Genomic DNA, 20,038 nt, shown 5'->3' on the forward strand with positions numbered 1-20,038 from the left:
GCTCTCGGCTTCGGGAAGCCTTGGTCTTTGACCTAGTCTTCTTTGTCTCGGCAAAGCTCAAAAGTGAACTTTCAGCTCTGCTCTCGGCTTCGGGAAGCCTTCGGGATGGGTTCGGGATTTGTGAATATGGAAGTTTATGTTATAGTCCCAAGTAAGTCCCAAGTAAGTCCCAAGTAAGTCCCAGTTAAGTCCCATTATCTTTCCACAATCATGCGAACTTGATGGGAGAAGGATGGGAGATGAAGGGGAAGGAGAGAAGAAAAGTAAATGGAAAAACGTAAATCTTAGGTTGTCTTTCCGTCATCGTTTACGTAAAAAAAGACAATATTTTAATATATAATATTTTATAAAACAAAAAAAAATGCTACCTTTGCAAGGTTAAAATTAAAACGAATCAAACTAAAACAATAAGAAATGAAGCAATTCAATGACAAAAACTTCGTTCTTGACAACGAAGTGGCTCAGGACCTCTTCCACAATCATGCGTCCAAAATGCCAATCATCGACTACCATTGCCATCTGATTCCAGAGATGGTAGCCAAGGATCACAAATTCAACAGTATTACTGAACTTTGGCTCGGCGGCGACCACTACAAATGGCGTGCCATGCGTACCAATGGCGTGGATGAGCGCTATTGTACAGGAAAGGACACCAGCGATTGGGAAAAATTTGAGAAATGGGCTGAGACCGTTCCCTATACTCTTCGCAACCCACTTTACCACTGGACACACCTTGAGTTGAAAACCGCTTTCGGAATCGAAAAACTTCTGTCTCCAAAGACCGCACGTGAGATTTTCGACGAGTGTAATGAGAAGCTTAAACAGCCTGAGTTCTCTGCACGTGGTCTCATGAAGCACTATAATGTGGAGTGCGTATGTACTACCGATGATCCCGTTGACGACCTTCACAACCACATTGAATATGCAAAGAGCAAGGCAGCCGATGATCCCATGATGATTCCAGCATGGCGTCCTGACAAGGCCATGAATATCGAAAAACCTGATTTTGGCGCTTATGTTCACCAGCTCGAAGAGGTTAGCGGAGTAACCATTACCAAGTTTGCCGATATGGTTGACGCTCTTAAGAAACGTCACGATTTCTTCAGTGCCAATGGCTGTAAACTCTCAGACCATGGAATTGAAGAATTCTATGATGAGGAATATACAGATTCACAGATTGAAGTGATTTTCGAAAAGGCACTTCGTGGTCAGCAGCTCTCTGCCTTAGAGACTCGTCAGTACAAAAACTGTTTCCTGACCATTATGGCAGAAATGGATGCTGATGCAGACTGGACCCAACAGTTCCACTACGGAGCAATCCGCGACAACAACACGAAGATGTATAATGCTCTCGGTCCTGATACCGGTTTCGACTCTATCGGCGAATTCAATACCGCTAAGGCCATGTCGAAGTTCCTCAACAAGCTCAACATGGAAGATAAGCTCACACGTACCATATTATATACGTTGAATCCTTGCGCCAACGAAGTAATCGCTACTATGCTCGGTAACTTCCAAGGCGGAGAACCTGGAAAAATCCAGTTTGGTTCAGGATGGTGGTTCAACGATCAGAAAGATGGTATGGAGCGCCAGATGAACGCCCTCTCAGTACTTGGCCTTCTCAGCCGTTTCGTTGGAATGCTTACCGACAGCCGTTCGTTCCTCAGCTATCCACGTCACGAATATTTCCGTCGCATCCTTTGCAATATGCTCGGAAATGACGTAGAAAAGGGACTTCTTCCCGACGATCGCGAGTTGCTCGGAAAGATGGTAGAAGACATCTCTTACAACAACGCAAGAAGATATTTCAAATTCTATTAATAAAAAAATCGGCTATCGTTGCACATGATAGCCGATTTTTTTTTATCTTTGCACCCGAAATAGCGAACACAAACTTTATAAACGAGGAAATATATGTGTGGAATAGTAGGATACATAGGCAACAAACAAGCCTATCCCATCTTGATAAAAGGCTTGCGACGTCTTGAATACCGTGGTTATGATTCTGCCGGTGTTGCCCTTATCAATGATAATGGCAACCTTAATGTCTGTAAGACAAAAGGCAAGGTCGATAACCTGGAGGAATATTGCAAAGACAAGGATGTAAGCGGAACAGTAGGTATTGCTCATACCCGATGGGCTACCCACGGAGAACCATCTGCCGTAAATGCACACCCTCACTATTCTGAATCAAAGAATCTCGCAATTATACATAATGGTATTATAGAAAACTACGCAGACTTGAAGCGTAAACTTCAATCCAAAGGCGTAGAGTTTCGTTCTGATACGGATACAGAAGTACTCGTGCAACTGGTAGAGTATATTATGGAGCATAAGGATGTCGATCTTCTCACAGCCGTACAGGTAGCTCTCTTCCAGGTCATTGGCGCCTATGCAATTGCCATTATCGACAAACGCGACCCCAATCAGATTATTGCAGCCCGTAAGCAGAGTCCACTTGTGGTCGGTATAGGTAAAGACGAATTCTTCTTAGGTTCAGACGCCACACCACTGGTGGAATATACCGACAAGGTCGTCTATCTCGAAGATGGAAATATCGCCGTGATCCGTCGCGGAGAAGAACTTAAAGTGGTAAGTATTTTTGGAGAGGAACAGCAACTCAAGGTGAAAAAGGTGGATATTAACCTTGGACAACTTGAAAAAGGTGGATTCCCACACTTCATGCTTAAGGAAATCTTTGAGCAACCCGAATGTCTGACCAACTGTATGCGAGGACGCGTCAACGTGGATACCGACAACGTAGTACTCTCGGCAGTAATCGATTATAAGAAACAACTGCTTGATGCCAATCGCTTCATCATCGTAGCCTGTGGTACGTCGTGGCACGCAGGATTGATAGGCAAACAAATGATAGAACAACTCTGTCGCATTCCTGTAGAAGTGGAATATGCGTCAGAGTTCAGATATCGTAATCCCGTCATTACATCAAAAGACGTGGTAATTGCCATCTCACAAAGCGGTGAGACCGCAGACACCCTTGCCGCCATACAACTTGCCAAAGAGCACGGCGCATTTATTTATGGAATATGTAATGCCATCGGATCAAGTATTCCCCGTGCCACAGATACCGGTTCGTATATTCACGTAGGACCAGAGATAGGAGTCGCTTCTACTAAAGCCTTTACTGGACAGGTTACCGTATTGACCATGCTGGCTCTTGCTTTGGCAAAAGAAAAAGGAACAATCTCCACGGAGAATTACATGCATGTGGTGAAAGAACTTCACGAAATACCCAAGAAGATAAAAACAGTACTTCAACTTAACGACCGTATCGCAGATTTAAGTCGTACATTCACCTATGCACGAAACTTCTTATATCTCGGACGTGGATTCAGTTATCCGGTTGCACTTGAAGGAGCCTTGAAACTGAAGGAAATTTCCTATATTCATGCAGAAGGTTATCCGGCTGCAGAAATGAAACATGGTCCGATTGCCTTGATTGACTCAGACATGCCTGTGGTGGTCATCGCAACACATAATGCCATGTACGAGAAAGTATTATCCAATATCCAGGAAGTAAAAGCTCGTAAGGGAAAGGTTATCGCTATTGTCAGTCACGACGACACTACTATCAGCAAAATTGCCGATGAAGTCATCGAACTGCCAGACACCATCGAATTTCTTGAACCGTTATTGACAACAATACCCTTGCAATTGCTGGCGTATCATGTTGCAGTATGTAAAGGTCTTGATGTTGACCAACCCCGTAATCTCGCAAAGTCGGTAACCGTTGAATGATTTCAACAGTTACCGACTTTTTTTTGCGACGTAGTGAAAAGAGAGAAGAACAGACAATACAAACACAAATAAACAAAGGAGACAAAAAAAGTGGAAGAACTCAAGCACGAATGTGGTGTGGCCATGATCAGGCTACTTAAGCCGTTGGAATACTACGAGAAGAAGTATGGCACATGGGCGTATGGTTTCAACAAACTCTATCTGATGATGGAGAAACAGCACAACCGCGGACAAGAAGGCGCAGGTTTTGCTACGGTAAAACTAAATACTGAGCCCGGAAACGAATATATGTTTCGTGAAAAGGCTGAAGGTAAAGACGCTATCACAGAAATTTTCTCGCGCGTAAAACAAGACATGGTTGGAGAACTTTATATGGGCCATCTTCGCTATTCCACTACAGGAAAGTCTGGACTGACTTATGTTCATCCATTCCTGCGACGAAACAACTGGAAGGCGAAGAATCTCTGTATTTGTGGTAATTTCAATATGACAAATATTGACCATGTGTTTCAGAAAATTACAGCACAGGGCCAATGTCCACGCATCTATTCAGACTCCTATATCATGCTGGAATGGATGGGCCATCGCCTTGACCGAGAAGTGGAGCGTAACTTCGTAGAAGCTCAACGCCAAGGGTTGGAAGGACGCGATATTACCGATTATATCGATCAACACGTAGAAATGAGTAATGTCCTTCAAACCACGATGCCCGACTTTGATGGAGGATATGTTGTGTGTGGATTGACAGGAAGTGGCGAAATGTTTGCCATGAGAGATCCGTGGGGAATCAGACCGGCATTTTACTATCGTGACGATGAAGTCGTGGCTTTAGCAAGTGAACGGCCTGTATTGCAAACCACCTTTGATATTTCTTCGGATGCCGTCTGCGAACTCAAAGCCGGACAGGCTTTACTCGTCAAGCAGAATGGTAAGGTGGATGTACGGCAAATAATTCCTCAACGTGGCGATAAAGCTTGTTCGTTTGAACGTATTTATTTCAGCCGCGGTAATGATGAGGATATTTATAAAGAACGACTCCTCTTAGGAGAACAATTGACCGGTAGCATTCTCAAGGCTATTGATAAGGATGTCCATCATACGGTATTCTCATTTATCCCCAATACCGCTGAAGTGGCATACTATGGTATGTTGCGTGGTTTCAAACAGTATATCAACCAACGCAAGATAGAGCGTATCTCGAATCTTGGCCACATACCTACTCCAGAGGAATTGGAGGATATCCTTAAAGATTACGTGCGCTCGGAAAAGGCGGCATGGAAAGATATTAAATTGAGAACCTTTATTACCGAAGGAAATTCTCGTAACGACTTGGCTTCACATGTCTATGATGTAACCTATGGGATTCTGGAACCTCAACGCGACAATCTCGTCATTATCGATGATTCTATTGTGCGAGGAACAACCCTGAAGGAAAGCATCATAAAAATACTCGCGCGACTTCAACCCAAGAAAATCGTTATCGTTAGTAGCGCTCCACAGATTCGTTATCCAGACTATTATGGTATCGACATGGCGCGCCTTGAGGAATTTTGCGCCTTCCGTGCGTGCATCCAACTGTTGAAAGACAGACATATGGAGTCTCTCATAGATACGGTTTATCGGAAGTGTAAAGACGAACTTCAGAAAAACGACGGAAGCATGGAGTGTGCTGTCAAGGAACTCTACCGTCCGTTTACCGTAGAAGAACTCAACGTTAAGATGGTTGAAATGTTGTGCCCTGCTGATGTGGAAACACCTATAGAACTGGTATTCCAAAGCATAGAAGGCCTTCATAAAGCTTGTCCCAATCATCATGGCGATTGGTATTTTACAGGCGACTATCCAACGCCAGGAGGTACAAGACTCTGCCTCATGGCATTCGTGAACTATATAGAAAATGTATATAATCAGGAAACAAAATAATAAATAATGAAAGACGTAACACTTGTTCTGGAAGACGGAACGCAATTCAAAGGAAAATCATTCGGCTTTGATGCACCAGTAGCAGGAGAAGTCGTGTTCAACACGGCTATGATGGGCTACCCCGAGTCATTAACAGACCCATCTTATGCCGGACAACTCATGACGCTTACATATCCGTTGGTTGGAAACTATGGAGTACCTCAGTTTTCTTTCGAAAAGAACGGCCTACCGACCTTCATGGAAAGCGACCGTATCTATGCTTCTGCTATTATCGTAAGCGATTATAGTGAGCAATATTCCCATTGGAATGCTAACGAAAGTCTTGCCGACTGGTTGAAAAGAGAAAAAGTACCTGGTATTACAGGTATTGACACCCGCCAATTGACAAAGGTTCTTCGTGAACATGGTGTGATGATGGGTAAAATACTCATGGATGACGAACCTGACAATATTCCAGAAGCCGATTATGAAGGTGTGAATTTCGTGGATCGTGTTTCCTGTAAAGACATCATCCGATATAATGAAGGCGCAGGACGAAAAGTGGTACTCGTCGATTGTGGAGTGAAAGCCAATATCATTCGTTGTCTTATCAATCGTGGAGTGGAAGTTATTCGGGTGCCATGGAACTACGATTATACTGGAATGGAATTTGATGGACTCTTTTTGGCTAACGGACCTGGCGACCCTGACATGTGTGGAGATGCCGTCGATATTATCCGTAAGCAGATGTCTGTTAGCCGCAAACCAATATGTGGAATCTGCATGGGAAACCAATTGTTAGCTAAGGCAGGTGGCGCCTCAATCTATAAGTTGAAATATGGACATCGCAGCCACAACCAACCAGTTCGCGAAGTAGGTACCAACCGTTGTTATGTGACCAGTCAGAACCATGGTTATGCCGTTGATGCTTCTACATTGGGAAAAGAATGGCGCGAACTCTTTGTCAATATGAACGACGGTTCTAATGAAGGCATTCGCCATCAGACCAACCCTTGGTTTAGCAGCCAGTTCCATCCTGAGGCTTGTTCTGGACCAGTCGATACTGAGTTTATGTTCGACCGCTTCGTAGAGGCATTATAATCCATCAAACCATTTTTATGTAATAAGAACAATAATGAAATACGATAATATCAAAAAAGTATTGCTCCTTGGAAGTGGAGCGCTCAAAATCGGAGAAGCTGGAGAATTTGATTATTCTGGTTCACAAGCCCTTAAAGCATTACGCGAGGAAGGGGTGAAAACCGTACTTATCAATCCGAATATTGCTACCGTACAGACGTCAGAAGGGGTAGCCGATGAAATATATTTCTTACCCGTTCAACCTTATTTTGTTGAACGTGTGATAGAAAAAGAACGACCAGACGGTATCCTGCTTTCTTTTGGTGGTCAGACCGCGTTGAACTGTGGCGTAGAACTCTATCAGAGTGGAGTGCTCGATAAATATGGCGTACGCGTATTAGGAACTCCCGTACAGGCCATTATGGATACAGAAGACCGCGAACTCTTTGTGGAGAAACTCGATGAAATCAACGTAAAGACTATTAAGAGTGAGGCTTGTGAAAACATAGAACAAACACGCAAAGCTGCTGCGGAATTGGGCTATCCTGTCATTCTTCGTGCAGCATACGCACTTGGCGGATTAGGTTCTGGTTTTGCCGATAATGAAGAAGAACTCAACAAACTTGCTGAAAAAGCGTTCTCTTTCTCTCCACAGGTATTGGTCGAGAAATCTCTCAAAGGTTGGAAAGAGATTGAATACGAGGTGGTGCGAGACCGTTACGATAATTGCATTACCGTCTGCAATATGGAAAACTTCGACCCGCTGGGAATACATACGGGCGAATCAATAGTTGTTGCTCCTTCTCAGACCTTGACAAACTCAGAATATCACAAACTCCGTGCCCTTGCCATCAAGATTATCCGTCATATCGGAATTGTTGGAGAATGTAATGTACAATACGCTTTCGACCCACAGTCGGAAGACTATCGAGTGATTGAGGTTAATGCACGCCTGAGTCGTTCTTCTGCTTTGGCATCTAAAGCGACTGGTTATCCCTTGGCATTTGTGGCTGCCAAACTTGGTATGGGTTATGGACTCTTTGAACTCAATAATTCGGTTACCAAAACGACAAGTGCATTCTTCGAACCTGCCCTTGACTATGTGGTCTGCAAAATTCCACGTTGGGACTTGTCCAAATTCCGTGGTGTTGACAAGGAACTTGGATCATCTATGAAGTCTGTAGGTGAGGTCATGGCTATCGGACGTACCTTTGAAGAGGCTATACAGAAGGGACTGCGCATGATAGGACAGGGAATGCATGGTTTCGTGGAAAACAAGGAACTGAAGATTGAGGATGTTGACGCGGCCCTCCGTGAACCTACCGATAAGCGCATCTTCGTCATTTCAAAGGCTATGCATCTTCCGCAATATGATATTGACCGTATTCACGAACTTACCCGTATCGATAAGTGGTTCCTCTACAAACTGAAACACATCATAGATATCGACGAGGCGTTGAAAGGCCTGAAAAATAATGATGGTACATCGGCAGAAAAACTTGATGCGACATTACTTCGTGAGGCAAAAGTCTATGGATTTACCGATTTCCAAATTGCACGTGCCATCGGACTTGAGGAAACCATGAACAATATGCATGAGGCTGTACTTGCTGTTCGTAAGATACGTAAGTCGATGGGTATTGTTCCCGTGGTTAAACAGATAGACACGCTTGCTGCGGAATATCCTGCCCAGACCAATTATCTTTATGTGACGTATAGTGGGGTGGAAAGCGATATTCAATATGAACAAGATGGAAAGAGTATTATCGTACTTGGCTCAGGAGCTTACCGCATCGGTTCGAGTGTAGAGTTCGACTGGTGTGGTGTGCAGGCTCTTAATACCATACGCAAGGAAGGTTGGAGAAGTGTCATGATCAATTATAATCCGGAAACGGTTTCTACCGATTATGATATGTGCGACCGCCTGTATTTCGACGAACTGACCTTCGAACGCGTCATGGATATTATTGACCTCGAACAGCCTCATGGTGTCATCGTATCGACTGGTGGACAGATTCCTAATAATCTTGCCATGCCTTTGGCAGAACAGCACGTGCCGATTCTGGGTACGTCTGCCATCGATATTGACGGAGCAGAAGATCGTGCAAAGTTCTCACAGATGCTCAACGAACTTGGAGTCAACCAACCTGAATGGAGCGCTTTGACCTCGATGGATGACATAGACCGCTTTGTGGATAGGGTAGGATTCCCAGTTCTCGTGCGCCCATCGTATGTGTTGAGTGGAGCGGCCATGAATGTTTGTTCCAATCGTGAAGAACTTGAGCGCTTCCTCCAGTTGGCTGCAAATGTGAGCGAAGACCACCCTGTGGTTGTTTCCAAGTTTATCGAACATGCCAAGGAAATAGAAATGGATGCTGTTGCTAAAGAGGGCGAAATATTTGCCTATGCCATTTCAGAACATATCGAGTTTGCTGGCGTCCATTCTGGAGATGCTACGATTCAGTTCCCTCCACAGAAACTTTATGTAGAAACAGTTCGCCGCATCAAGCGCATCAGTCGCCAGATTGCCAAAGCGCTTCACATCAACGGACCGTTCAATATTCAGTTCATGGCACGTGATAATGACATTCTCGTGATTGAATGTAACTTGCGCGCCTCACGCTCCTTCCCGTTTGTATCAAAGGTGTTGAAAATCAACTTGATTGAGCTTGCCACTAAAGTAATGCTTGGTCTTCCTGTTGAGAAACCTCATAAAAACCTTTTCGACCTCGATTATGTAGGTATCAAAGCCAGTCAGTTCTCGTTCAACAGATTGCAGAAAGCTGATCCTGTACTTGGCGTTGATATGGCTTCAACAGGTGAGGTGGGATGCTTGGGTGACAATACATCTACGGCTTTGCTGAAAGCCATGCTGAGCGTGGGACATCGCATTCCGAAAAAGACTGTCCTCTTATCTACAGGTACACCTAAACAGAAAGCTGAAATGATTGATGCTGCCCGTATGTTAGTAGATCATGGCTACAAACTCTATGCTACAGGTGGAACATCACGCTATCTGACAGAAAATGGTATAGAAAACACGACTGTCTATTGGCCCAGCGAATCAGACAAACAGCCACAGGCTCTTACACTCCTCCATGACCACAAGGTAGATATGGTAGTCAATATCCCCAAAAATCTGACCGAAGGAGAACTGAGTAATGGTTATCTCATCCGTCGTGCCTCCATCGATCTCAACGTGCCGCTCATTACCAACAGTCGATTGGCTTCTGCTTTTATCCAGGCGTTCTGTACGGTATCGTTAGACAATATAGGAATCAAGTCTTGGAGAGAGTATTGACAAAAATAATTATGTAAACATTTGGCAGGTTGCCAAATGTTTACTATATTTGCACAGTCAAAACTCTTAAAGATTATAAAACTATGGAACTTGGTGACATACTTGAATCTAAAATAAACCGAAGTGACTATAAGATACTTATTGTCGATGATGTGACGAGTAACGTGTTGCTATTGAAGATTCTTCTGACCAATGAGAAGTTTCAAATATGCACAGCGTCTAACGGCCATCAATGTGTAGAAGTGGCACGTAGCGAACATCCTGACTTGATATTGCTCGATGTAATGATGCCCGAACTCAACGGATTTGACACGGCGGTTATATTGAAAAAAGATCCCCTGACAGCAGATATACCTATTATATTTCTGACGGCTCTCAATAGCCCAAGTGATCTTGTACATGGATTCCAAGTTGGAGCTCATGACTTTTTGACGAAGCCTTTCAATAAGGAAGAACTGATCATGCGCGTCATGCACCAGATTTCCTTGGTGGCAGCCAAACGCTATATTATAGAGCAAAATGAAAAGCTCAAGCGGATCATTTCTAACCGTGATAAGATGTATTCAGTAATCGCACATGACTTGCGTTCGCCTATGGCATCCATCCGTATGGTACTTAACCTCTGTGTCAACGTGGTGACGCCGGATATGGTTGGCGAGGAGATCTTTGGTTTGCTCGATAAGGCCAATCGTGAATCAGAAGAGACTCATGACTTGCTTGACAACCTGTTGAAGTGGACCAAGAGTCAGACTGGACGCCTTGAAGTGGCTTATCAGAATCTCGAACTCGATGATATCGTTCCTGGTGTGGTTGATATCTTCACGATGATTGCTGAGATGAAGAAGATCAAACTTCAGTATATTCCTTCTGAGGAGCATCTGAAAGTACGAGCTGACAACGATATGATGAAAACCGTGGTGCGCAACTTCATTTCAAACGCTATTAAGTTTACCCCAGAAGGCAAGGGAATCGAGGTATATTATAAGAAGTCGGGCGAGTTTGCCAAAATCAGCGTTCGCGACCATGGTGTCGGAATTGCTCCAGAACGTATTGATACCTTGTTCCATAAAGGAGAAACCACTTATGGTACAGGTGGTGAGGAAGGTTCTGGACTTGGACTCCAGCTTTGTGCAGATTTCGCTCGCAAGAATGGTGGCGACGTGATGGTGGAATCAACCTTAGGAGAAGGCTCTACCTTCAGTTTCTTAGTACCGTTGTTGAAAGAAGAAGCATAATATTGTAATCATACATTTTGATTATTACAATAAAATACAGACAGGGGCATCTTTTGAATGATCGCCCTTGTTTGTGTTTCGTGAACTTATGACACTTTATTCTTCTTCGGGATGTTTTGGAAATGTCTTCGGGTTAATACGATCCTATGCTTACCTCTTCAATAAGTCTCGTCTAAGTACTATAAAAATGGGAGTTTAATGGGACTTACTTCCTATATAAATATAAGTAAGCATAAGTTGCCACCTCTGTCATGTAGGAAGCCGTAATGAATGACTTATTTAAAGAAATGATGAAAAAAATTACTCTTTTCTTGCATAATACAAGGAAATATGTTATCTTTGCCGAATAGAAAAATCAATAACAATAATTAATAAACAAACATCAAAGCTAACTTATGAGCCAAAAAAGAGTTTATACCTTTGGTAATGGAAAAGCTGAAGGTAATGCAAAAATGCGTGAACAACTTGGTGGTAAGGGTGCCAACCTTGCCGAAATGAACCTTATTGGAGTGCCTGTGCCTCCAGGATTCACCATTACTACTGACTGTTGCAACGAATACTATCAGGTAGGACAAGAGAAAATCATGCAGTTGCTTAACGATGATGTCATGGCTGCTGTCAAGCACATCGAGGAACTGATGAACTCTAAGTTCGGAGACAAAGAAAATCCATTGCTCGTGTCTGTTCGTTCTGGAGCACGTGCTTCCATGCCTGGTATGATGGATACCATCCTGAACCTTGGTCTTAACGACGAGGTGGCAGAAGGATTGGTAAAGAAGACAAACAACCCTCACTTCGTTTATGACTCATATCGCCGTTTCGTACAGATGTATGGCGACGTCGTACTCGAAATGAAACCTGTGAATAAAGAGGATATCGATCCGTTTGAGGAGATTATCGAACAAGTGAAGGCTGAGCGTGGTGTGAAACTCGACAAAGACCTTTCTGTGGATGAGTTGAAGAAACTCGTTCAGCTGTTTAAAGCAGCTATCAAGGAACGTACAGGCAAAGTATTCCCAGACAATCCTATTGAACAGCTGTGGGGTGCTATTTGTGCGGTGTTCCGTTCATGGATGAACGAACGTGCCATCCTCTATCGTAAGATGGAAAGCATTCCAGACGAGTGGGGTACAGCTGTTTCGGTAATGGCCATGGTATTCGGTAATATGGGTGAGACTTCAGCTACTGGTGTATGCTTCAGCCGTGATGCCGCTAATGGTGAAAACGTATTCAATGGTGAGTATCTCGTTAATGCACAGGGTGAAGATGTTGTGGCTGGTATCCGCACACCACAGCAGATTACAAAGCTGGGGTCACAGCGTTGGGCAGAACGTGCAGGAATCTCAGAAGAAGAGCGTGTCGCTAAATATCCTTCAATGGAAGAAGCTATGCCAGAGATTTACGCACAGCTTAACGGCATTCAGGAGAAACTCGAAGAGCACTATCGCGATATGCAGGATATGGAGTTCACCGTACAGGAGGGCAAACTCTGGTTCCTTCAGACCCGTAACGGAAAACGTACAGGTGCTGCCATGGTGAAGATTGCCATAGACCTGCTTCACGAAGGAAAAATCGACGAGAAGACCGCTATCATGCGTTGTGAACCACAGAAGCTTGATGAACTGCTTCACCCCATCTTTGATAAAAAAGCTCTTACCACAGCAAAAGTTATTGCACAGGGTCTGCCTGCATCTCCAGGAGCAGCATGCGGACAGATTGTATTCCATGCTGACGATGCACAGGAATGGCATGAAGATGGCCACAAAGTGGTACTTGTACGTATTGAAACCTCTCCAGAAGACCTCGCCGGTATGTCTGCCGCAGAAGGCATCCTGACAGCACGTGGCGGTATGACCTCTCACGCTGCCGTTGTAGCACGTGGCATGGGTAAATGCTGTGTATCAGGTGTAGGTTCACTCAATGTTGATTATCATGCTAAGACCGTTGAGATTGACGGAGTCGTATATAAAGAAGGTGACTACATCTCACTTAATGGTACCACAGGTCAGGTTTATGCAGGCGAAGTACCTACCAAGGCTGCAGAACTGAGTGGCGACTTCAAAGAACTCATGGACCTTTGCGATAAATACACCAAACTTCAGGTTCGTACCAATGCAGACACTCCACACGATGCACAGGTTGCACGTCAGTTTGGTGCCAAGGGTATTGGTTTGACTCGTACCGAGCACATGTTCTTCGAGGACAAGAAGATTGTGGCTATGCGTGAAATGATCCTTTCTGATAGTATCGCAGGACGCGAAAAGGCACTCGCCAAACTTCTTCCTTATCAGAAAGCTGACTTCAAGGGAATTCTTGAAGCAATGGACGGTCTGCCCGTAAATATCCGTCTGCTCGATCCACCTCTCCACGAGTTCGTTCCCCACGATATCGAAGGTCAAAAAGTAATGGCCAAGGAGATGGGCGTAGATCTCGCCACCATCCAGCGTCGTGTGGATTCTCTGGCAGAGAACAACCCGATGCTTGGACATCGCGGATGTCGTCTTGGTATTACCTTCCCTGAAATTACAGCCATGCAGACCCGTGCTATTCTCAGCGCAGCATGTGAACTGAAGAAGGAAGGAAAGAATCCTATGCCAGAGATTATGGTTCCATTGATCGGTACCATCAAGGAGCTCAAACAGCAGAAGGATGTTATTCAGTATGCTGCCAAGGAGGTATTTGCTGAATATGGCATCAAGGTAGAGTTTGAGATTGGTACTATGATTGAGATTCCACGTGCTGCCCTTACAGCAGGTCTTATTGCCAGCGAAGCACAGTACTTCTCATTCGGTACTAACGACCTTACCCAGATGACCTTCGGTTACAGCCGTGACGATATTGCTTCGTTCCTGCCTGTATATCTCGACAAGAAGATTCTTAAGGTTGACCCATTCCAGGTACTCGACCAAGAGGGTGTAGGCCGTCTCATCAAGTATGCCGTTAAAGAGGGTCGCGAAACACGTCCTGATCTCCGTTGTGGCATCTGTGGTGAGCATGGTGGTGAACCAAGTTCTGTGAAGTTCTGTGCCAAGATTGGTATGAACTATGCATCATGTTCTCCTTTCCGCGTGCCCATCGCAAGACTTGCTGCGGCCCAAGCAGCTGTCGAAGAATAGACAGAAAATGCTGAAATTCAGTAGTATAAATGGTAAGCGTCTGCGTGACAGACACTTACCATTTCTTTTTGCGTTCATTCTGTGCGTTTCATTTGCAGAATAAGACGTCGAAAACAGGCAATATGTTTCCCAAATTTGAGGGTGCTGTTACTACAATTTTATTACGGGAGTTTCCCCCGATGCTTTTAGGGAAAATCATACATCAGATTATGGTTTTCCCCTTGTTGTTTTCAGCTATTCTCCCTATCTTTGCACCAGAAATAAATGCAGTAATAACCCTTTAAAGAGAAGATAGTTATGAAAAGAATGATTATGACATTGGTAGCAGCATGGATGATGATTACATCTATGAATGCTCAGAGACTGACAAATATTCAGGCAGAAGCCCGTTTTATCACAGATAAGATGGTGGTGGAACTGGGATTGAGCTGCGCCCAGCGCAACAGCATCCTGAACATCAATCTCAATTATCTCAATAGCATCCGCAGCTATCGCGACATCGATGCCTACGGCTGGCATTACCGCAACAAGCAGCTCAAGCGCATGATGACCGCCAGACAATGGAAGAAATTTAAGAACTCATACTATTTCTATCGCCCTATCGGCTGGCAGAATCATGTGTATGTTCACCATATTTACACCAAGTATCCAAAGCATAACTGGGGACACGACAAGCGCCGCCCTCGCCCTGAGTGCAGCTACGGAAGACCAGGATGCCCAGGCGGAACCCATGTAACTTATGGACCAGGAAAGCCGTGCAAGCATCACAAGCATCACAAGCACGATAAGAAGTGGAAGCACGACAAGAAGAAGTGGAAGCACGATAGAGATTGGGATGATGACTAAGATTAAGACAAACATTCGATGATAAAACAGAAGAAATCCAAGCTAGAGATGATTCTCCGGCTTGGATTTCTCGTTAAATAAAAACTAACTATGCCGACTAACTAATCATTAATAACTAACAAAACGTCTTCCACAATCTGCTCATCGAGCAGGCGATTATCCGAAAGCAACTCCTTCACATCGTATCTGTCATAGAGTCCCTTCCTGATACCGCCCACCATCACCTTCATATCCGAAGTGCCATAGTAAGAGGCGATACGCTCGCCGAATCCGCCATCCTTCGATCCATCCTCCAGAGTTACCACCAGCTGATGGTTTGCCTTCAGGCTATCCAGCACTTCGGCATCCACCTCGTTCAGATAACGTGGATTGATGAGCGTAGCATCGATGCCCTTATCAGCCAACAGGCGGACTACATTCTCGCCCTTCTGATAGAACGAACCGGCGGCGATGACTGCCACCTTCTCGCCCTGGTGCATCACCTTGTACTTTGCCTCGTAACCATATTCAGCATCAACGGCTTCGGACGTGTGAACCACGCCATTGCTTGGCACGCGGATGGCGATAGGTTTCTTATCCTGCAGAATGCTCCAGCGGAGCATGGCGAAATACTCCTCGCAGGTGGTTGGAGCCAGATAGATGAGCCCCGGAATGCTGCAGAGCATCGGAATATCGAAAAGGCAGATGTGGGTGATGTCGTTCATCGAGTTCACTCCGCCTCCTACCACGTTGATTACGGCTGGGTTGGAATTGATGCAGAGGTCTTGCGCTATCTGGTCGTAGGTACGTTGGATGAAGGTACTGTAAACGGTCCAGACAGGATGCAATCCACCCTTCGCCATTCCCGAAATCATGGCCACCGCCTGCTCTTCGGCGATTCCCATATCAATGTGCTGCTTGCCAGCCAACTTTCGCTTATCGGCAGTAAAACCACCTGCGGTAGGAGTACCGGCGGTTACGGCGATTAGGGTCTTATTCTGCTTCATCTCGCCCAGCATCCAGTCGGAGAATAATGTGCCGTAATCCTCTGTTGGAGCAACCACCGGGAGAGTTCCATCGGCATTCTTTCTTGGTCGGCTGCCGTCTTCCAGATTGAAAGGCATTCCCCAATGCCATGCCTCCTTGTTGGCTACGGCTGGCGCAAATCCATGACCTTTCTCTGTGTGAATGTGAACCACGGTAGGCTTATCCGTATCCTTCACGCTCTTGAAAATCCGGATGAGTTTTTCGATGTCGTTACCCTCTTCCAGATACTTGTATTCAAAGCCCCACGCCTTGAACCAGTTGTGCTCGCAGGTGCCGTTGCTCTGGCGCAGGGCACGCAGGTTCTTGTAGATTCCGCCATGATTTTCGGCGATAGACATTTCGTTGTCGTTCACCACGATGATGATGCCCGTACCAAGTTCCGAAGCCTCATCCAGTCCCTCGAAAGCCTCGCCGCCAGAAAGGGAGCCGTCGCCGATAATGGCGATGATGTTCTCATCGGTTCCCTTGATGTCGCGCGCCTTCTGCAAACCGGTGGCAAGACTCACGGAAGTGGAAGTATGCCCCACCTCAAAATTGTCATACTCCGGACATTCGGCAGGAGAAGAATAGCCCGAAATGGCATTCATGTCATCCACATCGCCGAGGAATCCCGCAGCTCGTCCGGTGAGCACCTTATGCGGATAACATTGGTGGCTTACGTCAAACACGAGCTTATCCTTTGGCGCATTAAAAACGTAGTGAAGCGCCACGGTAGCCTCCACGAATCCCAGGTTCGGTCCCACATGACCGCCATGCTTGCTTACACGGTTCAGCACAGCCTGTCTGGTTTCATCAGCCACCACCTGCAGCTCCTTCAAATCCAGCTTCTTCAAGTCGGTTGGCGACTTTATTTTCTCAATATACATATTTTTTATACTTATAGTTATGATTATATGATGATCATCATTTCTGGGTGCAAAGATACGAAGAATCCAGGAAACACGCATTACCCAAACTACAGAAAAAATGAATGATTTTCCGGAAAACTCATCTTGGAAATCAGCCTGCTGCCTTATCCCTATCCTTCAGAATCACAGCCATGTTATCCAGCGCCCATTCTATCAGATGAGCCTTTCTTACTCCTGATGGAGCAACCTGCGTTGAAGCTGTGAAAGCTGCCATCGCTGCAGGCTACACCCACATCGACACCGCTGCTGTCTATAAAAATGAGAAGAGCGTGGGCGAGGAAATCAAGGAAATTGGAATCAAACGTGAGAATCTCTTTGTTACCAGCAAGGTTTGGAACGCGGAGCGTGGCTACGACAAGACCTTTGAGTTCTGCAAGAAGAACAACATTCTTGTGGAAGCATGGAGCTCATTGGGAAGAGGTAATGTCTTGGATAATCCTCTCTTGAAGTCGATTGCTGCCAACCATGGCAAGAGTGTAGCTCAGGTAGTTATCCGTTGGGTGATGCAGACAGGCGTGCTGCCACTGGTAAAGTCGGTTACTCCAAGCCGAATCAAGGAAAACTTCGATGTCTTCGACTTTGAACTCTCTCAGCAGGAAATGTTTGAAATCGCATCGCTGAAGGCTGACAGAATAGGTGCAGACCCAGATACATGTGATTTCTAATACGGTATGGTTTGGAGTGAAATGCTCCCAAAACATATAAGATGAAAATGTAAAAAGTTACGGAGATAATTCATATTCTCCGTAACTTTTTACTTAAAACAGTCATAGAATTTATCTGTTGTTTTCACCCTATGCAGGAACATCTATTTACAAAATGCAGATCAGTCAATATCTATTAATTGGAAATGCTTGTTGAAGGTCAAATCCAATCCGTTTGTCAGTTCCACCTCGTATTCATTCTTGTTCATTTCAATCTTTTTCACCGATTGTCCTGCATAATTATCCTACAAGTAGTTCTTGATGGCTTGCGGAATCAACAGAGCTGGCACGATTCCCTGCTTGCAGTTTATCTCTGTAAGATTTCCTTTTTTGTCGAATTCCAGCTTCGTGCCATTCTGCAGAACCACATCATAGCTTCTGCTGACAACTCCCGATTCAATCGTTGCAAGCATCACCTTCTGACCATTGAAATGATTATTGAGCAAGGTCTGGGCCTTGGCAGGAAGTGCATTTACAGAGATAGGCTTGTCGTTGCCCGCATTCGCCGCCATATTGCATGAAACCATGCAGCAAATGGCAATCATCAATATTCGAAAAATTCTTTTCATAAGCTAAAAATTAAAAATTTATAATACCTAAAAAGCGATGGGTGCTTAAACGCCATTACCTAAGAATTAGACGCAAATCGTGCCTGAAAGTTTAAAGAGAAATTCTATTGCAGCTTCTGATGAAACTCCTTCCTTGTCTTAGCCATTGCTTCCGTAGCCCTATCATGGGTCTCTATCAGCAATGGGCTCTTATGATATTGTACGATTTTGACTCCAACAGACTTGTGTCTCTTCTTTTCCTCGATGCATTGAATAATCAAGTCGGAGTTGGCTCTCGCCTTCTTCCCTCGCGACTCGGCAGAGATTGCAAGCGAGCTTGCATCTTTGCTCTCGCTGCTCGTTCGGTTGGCCGACTTTGATGTTGGAGTCTTGTCAAAGTTTTGAATATAGGCGGCATTGGTCAGGAAGATAATGTCGGAACTTTCAGGGATTTCCTGCATTACCTTCACCATGAGGGTTAGCATCATGCGGAACTCTGTGGTATGCAAGTCGCTGATTACATCACGGCTGATGATGCTACCGTTATGCTCAATCACAACGGCAGCACCACCAGCACGTTCCTTATGACCGTAGTCACATGACCCGCCTATCCATACATAATATGTTGTCGAGTCCTGTACCATCACTCTGCAGGTGCCCATTTGCAACGAACAGGAGAGACGATTGCGCCCTCTGCCTTCAACTGCTTCATGGCTGCATCTACCTCTTTGCGGTCGAGACCGCTGAGCTCTGCGATTTTACCTGCGTTAAGAGGCTGACCTGCCTCTTTCATTGTTGCTAATACTTTTTCTTTTGCGTCCATTGTTTTAACGATTTAATGTGTTATTATTATATTGTTATGCAGTCTCCTTCGTGCCCGATGCACCAAAAGGGGACATCCTTTTCTTTGCAGAAAGGCTCCATGCGCCACGCACTCTCAAACCCACTCATGACAAAGTGCATTGGAACGAACATCCCAACCTTGAAGCGGTCGATAAACTGACGCCCTCCCAGCGTAAAGCCGTTGCCGATGCGTCCGTCCACAGGGAACATCACAAGGTCAAACGAATCGGTAATCTTTCGGATGTCTTTAAGTTCACCAAGGAACCGCTTTTCCTCTGCCACAGGATTGATATATTGACTGAACTCTTCGCTAAAGATTTCTCCTTCAGGCGCGCCGTCAACAAGAAAGCGTGCGTACCAGTTGCACAGGTCACCAGCATGAAAGATGGTTTTACCTTCTGTTTCAACAATCCAGCTCACGCCACTGTCATTGCTGCCCGTGGCTGACACCTTCAGGTTCTCATCTTCCCATACCGTTCCTTTGGCCATCCATACATCGGCATACTCTTTCTGCGCTCTTCTTCGTTTGAGTATATCCTTTGACAGGATGTATGTGATGTCGTATATGCTTTCCTTCCATTCGAAGATAGCTTTCGTGAAGTGGTCCTCATGGAAGTGGCTTGAAAACACGTACACATGTTTACATGTATTCATGAACCCACTCATGACATCGGCAGGATCCATCCAGTAGTCAAAGACCAGGATGCACCGAGCCGTTTCAAGCAGGAATCCACTATGGAAGATGTATCTGAGTGTCATCATATATTATT

At 45.1% G+C, this 20,038-nt stretch carries 14 protein-coding genes and 1 pseudogene; 9 read left to right on the forward strand and 6 right to left on the reverse strand.

Features of this window, described 5'->3' with window-relative positions:
* The first annotated feature begins 414 nt into the window (after positions 1–414).
* The 8 genes from uxaC to CIK93_RS02190 all read left to right on the forward strand — a co-directional run bounded on the left by uxaC (position 415) and on the right by CIK93_RS02190 (position 15,239).
* Positions 415–1,821 carry a glucuronate isomerase gene (uxaC, locus tag CIK93_RS02155; protein WP_094390351.1) on the forward strand — a complete coding sequence of 469 codons (1,407 nt, stop codon included), beginning with the start codon at positions 415–417 and terminating at the stop codon, positions 1,819–1,821.
* Between the two features lie 93 nt (positions 1,822–1,914).
* Positions 1,915–3,759, forward strand: a complete 1,845-nt coding sequence (gene glmS / locus CIK93_RS02160; RefSeq protein WP_094446440.1) for a glutamine--fructose-6-phosphate transaminase (isomerizing) — start codon at positions 1,915–1,917, stop codon at positions 3,757–3,759.
* Positions 3,760–3,849: 90 nt separating this feature from the next.
* The gene (locus tag CIK93_RS02165; protein WP_094435146.1) at positions 3,850–5,682 is read left to right on the forward strand and encodes an amidophosphoribosyltransferase; all 1,833 of its coding nucleotides are present in this window, start codon (positions 3,850–3,852) and stop codon (positions 5,680–5,682) included.
* A 6-nt stretch (positions 5,683–5,688) separates the two neighbouring features.
* Positions 5,689–6,762 (forward strand): glutamine-hydrolyzing carbamoyl-phosphate synthase small subunit, encoded by a 1,074-nt coding sequence (gene carA / locus CIK93_RS02170; protein ID WP_094446441.1) that lies wholly within the window; start codon positions 5,689–5,691, stop codon positions 6,760–6,762.
* A gap of 34 nt (positions 6,763–6,796) precedes the next feature.
* A complete protein-coding gene (gene carB / locus CIK93_RS02175) occupies positions 6,797–10,042 on the forward strand; it encodes a carbamoyl-phosphate synthase (glutamine-hydrolyzing) large subunit (protein ID WP_094446442.1) in 3,246 nt (1,081 codons plus the stop codon).
* A gap of 83 nt (positions 10,043–10,125) precedes the next feature.
* Positions 10,126–11,277 (forward strand): hybrid sensor histidine kinase/response regulator, encoded by a 1,152-nt coding sequence (locus CIK93_RS02180; protein WP_094390355.1) that lies wholly within the window; start codon positions 10,126–10,128, stop codon positions 11,275–11,277.
* Positions 11,278–11,672: 395 nt separating this feature from the next.
* Positions 11,673–14,393: a pyruvate, phosphate dikinase gene (ppdK, locus tag CIK93_RS02185; RefSeq protein WP_094390356.1), complete on the forward strand. Its 2,721-nt coding sequence runs from the start codon at positions 11,673–11,675 to the stop codon at positions 14,391–14,393.
* Between the two features lie 297 nt (positions 14,394–14,690).
* Positions 14,691–15,239, forward strand: a complete 549-nt coding sequence (locus tag CIK93_RS02190; RefSeq protein ID WP_144007569.1) for a hypothetical protein — start codon at positions 14,691–14,693, stop codon at positions 15,237–15,239.
* 101 nt (positions 15,240–15,340) lie between these two features.
* On the opposite strand, the gene CIK93_RS02195 is transcribed toward CIK93_RS02190, so the two are convergent.
* Complete coding sequence (locus CIK93_RS02195; RefSeq protein ID WP_094446444.1) at positions 15,341–17,131, reverse strand: 1-deoxy-D-xylulose-5-phosphate synthase; 1,791 nt, start codon at positions 17,129–17,131, stop codon at positions 15,341–15,343.
* A gap of 133 nt (positions 17,132–17,264) precedes the next feature.
* Positions 17,265–17,387 carry a hypothetical protein gene (locus tag CIK93_RS13995; RefSeq protein ID WP_256387347.1) on the reverse strand — a complete coding sequence of 41 codons (123 nt, stop codon included), beginning with the start codon at positions 17,385–17,387 and terminating at the stop codon, positions 17,265–17,267.
* Between CIK93_RS13995 and CIK93_RS02200 the strand changes: the two genes are divergently transcribed.
* Entirely contained in the window at positions 17,374–17,838 is a 465-nt protein-coding gene (locus tag CIK93_RS02200; RefSeq protein WP_094446445.1) for an aldo/keto reductase, read from the forward strand. The genes CIK93_RS13995 and CIK93_RS02200 overlap by 14 nt on opposite strands.
* A gap of 161 nt (positions 17,839–17,999) precedes the next feature.
* Here the strand turns inward: CIK93_RS02200 and CIK93_RS02205 are convergent.
* The 4 genes and pseudogenes from CIK93_RS02205 to CIK93_RS02220 all read right to left on the reverse strand — a co-directional run bounded on the left by CIK93_RS02205 (position 18,000) and on the right by CIK93_RS02220 (position 20,027).
* Positions 18,000–18,446: pseudogene (locus CIK93_RS02205) on the reverse strand (PepSY-like domain-containing protein).
* A 104-nt stretch (positions 18,447–18,550) separates the two neighbouring features.
* Complete coding sequence (locus CIK93_RS02210; RefSeq protein ID WP_094439693.1) at positions 18,551–19,069, reverse strand: ribonuclease H; 519 nt, start codon at positions 19,067–19,069, stop codon at positions 18,551–18,553.
* The gene (locus tag CIK93_RS02215; protein WP_005816310.1) at positions 19,069–19,248 is read right to left on the reverse strand and encodes a transcriptional regulator; all 180 of its coding nucleotides are present in this window, start codon (positions 19,246–19,248) and stop codon (positions 19,069–19,071) included. The genes CIK93_RS02210 and CIK93_RS02215 overlap by 1 nt, the downstream gene beginning before the upstream one ends.
* A gap of 26 nt (positions 19,249–19,274) precedes the next feature.
* A complete protein-coding gene (locus tag CIK93_RS02220; RefSeq protein WP_094446479.1) occupies positions 19,275–20,027 on the reverse strand; it encodes an MBL fold metallo-hydrolase in 753 nt (250 codons plus the stop codon).
* Positions 20,028–20,038 lie beyond the last annotated feature (11 nt).

This window comes from Prevotella sp. P3-92 (genome assembly GCF_002251205.1).
GTDB lineage: Bacteria > Bacteroidota > Bacteroidia > Bacteroidales > Bacteroidaceae > Prevotella.

What these genes read in the sequence shown, in the direction of transcription:
- ppdK (WP_094390356.1), top strand. Translation starts at nt 11,673, where the DNA reads ATGAGCCAAAAAAGAGTTTATACCTTTGGTAATGGAAAAGCTGAAGGT.
- carB (WP_094446442.1), top strand. Translation starts at nt 6,797, where the DNA reads ATGAAATACGATAATATCAAAAAAGTATTGCTCCTTGGAAGTGGAGCG.
- carA (WP_094446441.1), top strand. Translation starts at nt 5,689, where the DNA reads ATGAAAGACGTAACACTTGTTCTGGAAGACGGAACGCAATTCAAAGGA.
- uxaC (WP_094390351.1), top strand. Translation starts at nt 415, where the DNA reads ATGAAGCAATTCAATGACAAAAACTTCGTTCTTGACAACGAAGTGGCT.
- CIK93_RS02215 (WP_005816310.1), bottom strand. Translation starts at nt 19,248, where the DNA reads ATGGACGCAAAAGAAAAAGTATTAGCAACAATGAAAGAGGCAGGTCAG.
- CIK93_RS02220 (WP_094446479.1), bottom strand. Translation starts at nt 20,027, where the DNA reads ATGACACTCAGATACATCTTCCATAGTGGATTCCTGCTTGAAACGGCT.
- CIK93_RS02190 (WP_144007569.1), top strand. Translation starts at nt 14,691, where the DNA reads ATGAAAAGAATGATTATGACATTGGTAGCAGCATGGATGATGATTACA.
- CIK93_RS02210 (WP_094439693.1), bottom strand. Translation starts at nt 19,069, where the DNA reads ATGGTACAGGACTCGACAACATATTATGTATGGATAGGCGGGTCATGT.
- glmS (WP_094446440.1), top strand. Translation starts at nt 1,915, where the DNA reads ATGTGTGGAATAGTAGGATACATAGGCAACAAACAAGCCTATCCCATC.
- CIK93_RS02195 (WP_094446444.1), bottom strand. Translation starts at nt 17,131, where the DNA reads ATGTATATTGAGAAAATAAAGTCGCCAACCGACTTGAAGAAGCTGGAT.
- CIK93_RS13995 (WP_256387347.1), bottom strand. Translation starts at nt 17,387, where the DNA reads ATGGCAGCTTTCACAGCTTCAACGCAGGTTGCTCCATCAGGAGTAAGA.
- CIK93_RS02180 (WP_094390355.1), top strand. Translation starts at nt 10,126, where the DNA reads ATGGAACTTGGTGACATACTTGAATCTAAAATAAACCGAAGTGACTAT.